Source organism: Mesorhizobium sp. LNHC252B00 (assembly GCF_000502955.1).
Taxonomy (GTDB): domain Bacteria; phylum Pseudomonadota; class Alphaproteobacteria; order Rhizobiales; family Rhizobiaceae; genus Mesorhizobium.
The window spans coordinates 1-3,543 of record NZ_AYWO01000074.1 but is presented as its reverse complement, the minus strand read 5'-3'; the positions used below and the strand labels follow the sequence as shown (position 1 = coordinate 3,543).

Sequence of the window (3,543 nt, the reverse complement as noted above, 5' to 3'; positions counted from 1 at the left end):
ACGACGCTAGAGCATAATCTGACCTGATGGAATCGCGAGGGATTCCCATCGGGGAGAATATCTGATTCATCATGTCGGCTGGGTATGGAGGCCAGCAGGCATGGTTAGAGCCATATCGGAGGATTTGCGTTCGCGAGTGATCGCAGCGGTTGAGAGTGGCCTGTCGCGGCGGGCTGCGGCGGATCGTTTCGGTGTTGCCGCGGCAAGCGCGGTCCGCTGGGTCCGCGAATGGCGAGAGAGCGGCGCGACGCGGGCAAAGCCCCAAGGCGGAGACAAGCGCTCCCAGCGGATCGAAGCCTACCGGGATACGATCCTGGCGGTGATCGAAGGTCAGGACGACATCACACTGGTCGAGTTGGCTGAATTTCTCAGGGCGGAGCATGCGGTCGTGTTCGCGCCGAGCACGATCTGGCGCTTTCTCGACCGTCACTCGATGACCTTCAAAAAAAACAGCGCACGCCAGCGAGCAGGATCGGCCCGACGTGCTCGCGCGGCGACGCGCCTGGTTCAAGGCCCAGCCTGATCTCGATCCCGAACGGTTGGTCTTTATCGACGAGACCGGCGCATCGACGAAGATGGCTCGCCTGCGTGGACGGGCAAAGCGGGGCATGCGGTGCCGATCTCCGATCCCGCACGGGCACTGGAAAACGACTACTTTTACAGGCGCATTGCGCCTGACGGGCATGACTGCGCCGATGGTCCTCGACGGACCGATGACGGGTGAATGGTTCGCCGCTTATGCCGAGCATGTATTGGCGCCTACGCTTCGAGTTGGTGACATCGTCATCCTCGACAACCTGCCCGCTCACAAAGTCGCCGCCGCCNGCGGGTCAAGGGTATCGGATCGGGTTTGGTGAACAGGTCGGTTGCGGCCATGTATACGGCGTCTGAATGTGCAACGGGATCGCTGCGCGCCCTGATGAATATCCGCTTGGAGAACAGGTCCCACTCAATCGAGCGCGCTCGAGGCGCTTCGGATTAATCGGGGTGTCCTGGTTCTTCGTCTCCGTTTGTTCGCCATCACCTCACTTTGCCCTGACCATTCCGAGAGCCTGTCAGGCTGACTGCGGCTCGTAACGCGATCCGTCCCTCAGGACGGCGAATATTGTTCGTGCCATGCGATGCGCCAAAGCGACGGCGACGATCTTCGTCTTCTTTCGCATCAGCATGCCCGATAGCCAGTCCGAGCTCGGCTCGCGCTTGAGTCTGCATCTGAGCATGATCTGCGCCATGGCGCCCAGATACAGCAAGCGTCGGATATAACGATTGCCCATCTTCGAGATCCGGCCCACCCTCTGCTTGCCTCCGGTGGAGTGCGGCTTGGGAGTGAGGCCGAGCCAGGCGGCATAGTCCCTTGCGCTGCCGAAATTGTCGACATCCGGCGTCGTCGCCGCGATGATCGTCGCCGACAGCATCCCCACACCTGGGATTGTGGCTAGACGCTGGCTTGTCTCGCTTTGCGCGTAGGTCTCTTCGAGCTCGTCGGTCAGCCGCTCGATCCGCTTGTCCGTCTCGGCCAACTGATCGAAGAGCAAACTCACAGGCATTCGAGCTACTTCCGGCAGTTGATCCAGTTGATCCTTCAGTCGATTGACGTTCTGCGCGCCCTTCGCCGCGATGACGCCGAACTCCGTCATGTGGGCCCGGATCGCGTTGCCGATCTGCGTGCGCTGGCGAACCAGAAAGTCTCGCGTGCGGTGAAGAACCAGAACCGACGAGCAGGCTTCGCTCTTGATGGCGACAAACCGCATGGAGGGGCGTGTCACGGCTTCACAGATGGCGGCCGCATCCGCAGCATCCGTCTTCCCGCGCTTCACGTAAGGCTTCACATAGGAGGGCGGCATCAGCCGGACGTCGTGCCCCATCTCCAGAAGCCTGCGCCCCCAATCGTGAGAACCTGCGCAAGCCTCCATGCCGATCAGGCATCGTGGACGCTTCTGGAAAAACACCAGCAACTGGCTGCGGCGAAGCTGACGGCGTACGAGAACCCGACCGTTCCCATCGACACCATGGATCTGGAAGACACTCTTTGCGAGGTCGATGCCAACTGTGGCAAGTTCTGACATGGATGGCTCCTTTGCTCGGGACGACAACATCCCAACTATGGCGCAATGCGACGCCGGGAGCAGGAGCCATCCACACCATCAATCGAGAATGCCTTCTCCAAGCTGAAGTCGATCCTCAGGAAAGCCGCCGCACGCAACATCCCCGAGCTTTGGGACGCAATCCGCGACGCCTTGCCACGCTTCACCGCCGAGGAGTGCTCAAACTACTTCTGCGCCGCAGGATACGAGCCTGAGTGATCAGATTCTGCTCTAGGTNAAAGCCATATCCTCTGACCTGCCACTGAGAATTTCCTCCATCTGAGATTAGAGTCCGGCCCTTGATCGAAGGACGGACTGATGAAGAGAAAGCGGTTCACAGAAGAGCAGATCATTGCGGTTCTGCGCGAGCATGAGGCGGGTGTAAAGGCGGGCGATCTGGCCCGCAAGCACGGGGTCTCGGAGGCGACGCTGTATAATTGGAAGGCGAAGTATGGCGGGATGGACGTGTCCGACGCCAAGCGGCTGAAGGCGCTGGAAGACGAGAACGCCAAGCTGAAGAAGCTGCTCGCCGATCAGATGCTGGAAGCCTCGGCGCTGCGTGAGCTTCTGTCAAAAAAATGGTAGGGCCCGCCGCCAAGCGCGAAGCCGTCGCGCATCTGCAGGCCGTCATGGGTCTGTCGGAGCGTCGGGCCTGTTCCTTTGTGGGCGCCGATCGCAAGATGATCCGCTACCGGTCAAGGCGTCCGCCCGAGACGGAGCTGCGTGGCAGGTTGCGCGACCTCGCCAATGAGCGCCGACGCTTTGGCTACAGGCGGCTGTTCATCCTGCTCAGGCGCGAGGGCGAGGCATCTGGGGTCAACCGCATCTATCGTCTGTACCGCGAGGAGGGCCTGACGGTGCGCAAGCGCCGGGCAAGGCGGCGAGCGGTCGGCACGCGGGCGCCGATCCTGGTCGAGGCAAAGCCGAACGCGCGCTGGTCGCTGGATTTCGTGCATGACCAGTTCGCCTGCGGCCGCAGGTTTCGCGTGCTCAACGTCGTCGACGACGTGACGCGCGAATGCCTGGCGGCGATCCCGGACACCTCGATCTCCGGCCGTCGGGTTGCCCGTGAACTGACGGAACTGATCACCCAGCGCGGCAAGCCACGCATGATCGTCTCCGATCACGGCACCGAGTTCACCTCGAACGCCATCCTCGCCTGGTCGAAGGATTACAGGATCGAATGGCACTACATCGCGCCGGGCAAGCCGATGCAGAACGGCTATGTCGAGAGTTTCAACGGCCGGATGCGCGATGAGCTGTTGAACGAGAGCCTGTTCTTCGGTCTCGACCACGCCCGAAGCGCCATCGCCGAATGGAGGGAGGACTTCAACACCGCGAGGCCACATTCCTCGCTCGGCTACCAGACCCCGGCAGCCTATGCCCAGGTCATCACCGCAACCGGCTCCGACGCTGTGCTGATGGAAGGCTCCGCGCCTCCGCCGGTTGCTCAACCCGC

4 protein-coding genes and 1 pseudogene are annotated in these 3,543 nt (G+C 61.7%); 4 read left to right on the top strand and 1 reads right to left on the bottom strand.

Annotation, left to right across the window (positions count from 1 at the left end; all coding sequences use genetic code 11):
• Positions 1–100: 100 nt before the first annotated feature.
• Together X744_RS139835 and X744_RS01000000170730 are read left to right on the top strand one after the other, a co-directional pair.
• A complete protein-coding gene (locus tag X744_RS139835) occupies positions 101–523 on the top strand; it encodes an IS630 transposase-related protein (protein ID WP_023690367.1) in 423 nt (140 codons plus the stop codon).
• Positions 483–857 (top strand): transposase, encoded by a 375-nt coding sequence (locus X744_RS01000000170730; RefSeq protein ID WP_084025808.1) that lies wholly within the window; start codon positions 483–485, stop codon positions 855–857. The genes X744_RS139835 and X744_RS01000000170730 overlap by 41 nt, the downstream gene beginning before the upstream one ends.
• 198 nt (positions 858–1,055) lie before the next feature.
• On the opposite strand, the gene X744_RS0139145 is transcribed toward X744_RS01000000170730, so the two are convergent.
• Entirely contained in the window at positions 1,056–2,066 is a 1,011-nt protein-coding gene (locus tag X744_RS0139145) for an IS110 family transposase (RefSeq protein WP_023832783.1), read from the bottom strand.
• Between the two features lie 81 nt (positions 2,067–2,147).
• On the opposite strand from X744_RS0139145, the pseudogene X744_RS1000000175820 reads away from it, so the two are divergent.
• Positions 2,148–2,303: pseudogene (locus X744_RS1000000175820) on the top strand (IS630 family transposase); the annotation flags it as partial.
• Between the two features lie 99 nt (positions 2,304–2,402).
• Positions 2,403–3,543, top strand: a protein-coding gene (locus X744_RS139850; RefSeq protein ID WP_156938660.1) for an IS3 family transposase whose coding sequence is annotated in 2 segments (ribosomal slippage) — positions 2,403–2,655 and positions 2,655–3,543 — 1,142 coding nt annotated over the 2 segments. Because the reading frame shifts where the segments join, the coding sequence is not laid out codon by codon here. This gene is flagged as partial in the annotation.

Bases quoted from the DNA above. Each gene is read 5' to 3' on its own strand.
- X744_RS139835 (WP_023690367.1), top strand. From the start codon at position 101: ATGGTTAGAGCCATATCGGAGGATTTGCGTTCGCGAGTGATCGCAGCG.
- X744_RS0139145 (WP_023832783.1), bottom strand. From the start codon at position 2,066: ATGTCAGAACTTGCCACAGTTGGCATCGACCTCGCAAAGAGTGTCTTC.